This window comes from Paenibacillus oryzae (assembly GCF_001675045.1).
GTDB lineage: Bacteria > Bacillota > Bacilli > Paenibacillales > Paenibacillaceae > Pristimantibacillus > Pristimantibacillus oryzae.
On sequence record NZ_LYPA01000039.1, the window covers coordinates 1 to 1343 of the forward strand.

At 51.2% G+C, this 1343-nt stretch carries 2 tRNA genes and 2 rRNA genes; all 4 read right to left on the reverse strand.

The features are described from left to right. Positions 1-257 (reverse strand): 23S ribosomal RNA (locus A7K91_RS06350); the annotation flags it as partial. A 374-nt stretch (positions 258-631) separates the two neighbouring features. Continuing rightward, positions 632-707, reverse strand: a tRNA-Ala gene (locus A7K91_RS06355). Positions 708-734: 27 nt separating this feature from the next. Then, a tRNA-Ile gene (locus A7K91_RS06360) sits at positions 735-811 on the reverse strand. 29 nt (positions 812-840) lie between these two features. Next, a 5S ribosomal RNA gene (rrf, locus tag A7K91_RS06365) occupies positions 841-957 on the reverse strand. Between the last annotated feature and the right edge of the window lie 386 nt (positions 958-1343).

Consider the following 1343-nt stretch of genomic DNA (forward strand, 5'->3'; position numbering starts at 1 on the left):
GCTCGCCGCTACTGACGGAATCACTTTTGTTTTCTCTTCCTCGGGGTACTTAGATGTTTCAGTTCCCCCGGTATGCCTCTTGACGAGCTATGTATTCACTCGACAGTAACAGTCCATTACGACTGCTGGGTTTCCCCATTCGGAAATCCCCGGATCAATGCCTGCTTACGGCTCCCCGAGGCGGTATCGTTGTTCGCCACGTCCTTCTTCGGCTCCTGGTGCCTAGGCATCCTCCGTGCGCTCTTACTAGCTTAACCTAGTTATCGCTCAGCGTGAGTTTCCTCTGCTGNTCGGAAATCCCCGGATCAATGCCTGCTTACGGCTCCCCGAGGCGGTATCGTTGTTCGCCACGTCCTTCTTCGGCTCCTGGTGCCTAGGCATCCTCCGTGCGCTCTTACTAGCTTAACCTAGTTATCGCTCAGCGTGAGTTTCCTCTGCTGGCGGTTGTTTCTTTCAGCTAAAGGATGTTTCAGCTGCATATTTTCTCGTCATCTTGCGATGATTTCGAAAAATGCTTTCTTTCGTTATCCAGTTTTCAAGGTGCAAATGGTATCGCTGTTAAACTTCCCTAAATGGCTTCAGAAAAGTCATAACTGCAATTGTTGTTAAACATTCCCTTGCGGAGATGTTTTGGTGGAGCCAAGCGGGATCGAACCGCTGACCTCCTGCTTGCAAGGCAGGCGCTCTCCCAGCTGAGCTATGGCCCCAAAGGTACACCGACTCAAAGTCGATAATGGTGGGCCTTAGTGGACTCGAACCACCGACCTCACCCTTATCAGGGGTGCGCTCTAACCAGCTGAGCTAAAGGCCCTTGTGAATATTCTTTTTAAATGAATATCCGCTTGGCGACGTCCTACTCTCCCAGGACCCTGCGGTCCAAGTACCATCGGCGCTGGAGGGCTTAACGGTCGTGTTCGGGATGGGAACGCGTGGATCCCCTCCGCCATCGCCACCAAACGGAATTTCAATGAAAGACACATCAAAGCGCCGTTTCCGGCACTTCTTGTTCTTTCAAAACTGACAACGAGTGAGCAACCTCTGCCTGAGATTATGGAAACTTACGTTTCCTGATCAACCATCATCGTGGTTGAGTATTCCTTAGAAAGGAGGTGATCCAGCCGCACCTTCCNATGGGAACGCGTGGATCCCCTCCGCCATCGCCACCAAACGGAATTTCAATGAAAGACACTCAAAAGCGCCGTTTCCGGCACTTCTTGTTCTTTCAAAACTGACAACGAGTGAGCAACCTCTGCCTGAGATTATGGAAACTCACGTTTCCTGATCAACCATCATCGTGGTTGAGTATTCCTTAGAAAGGAGGTGATCCAGCCGCACCTTCCGAT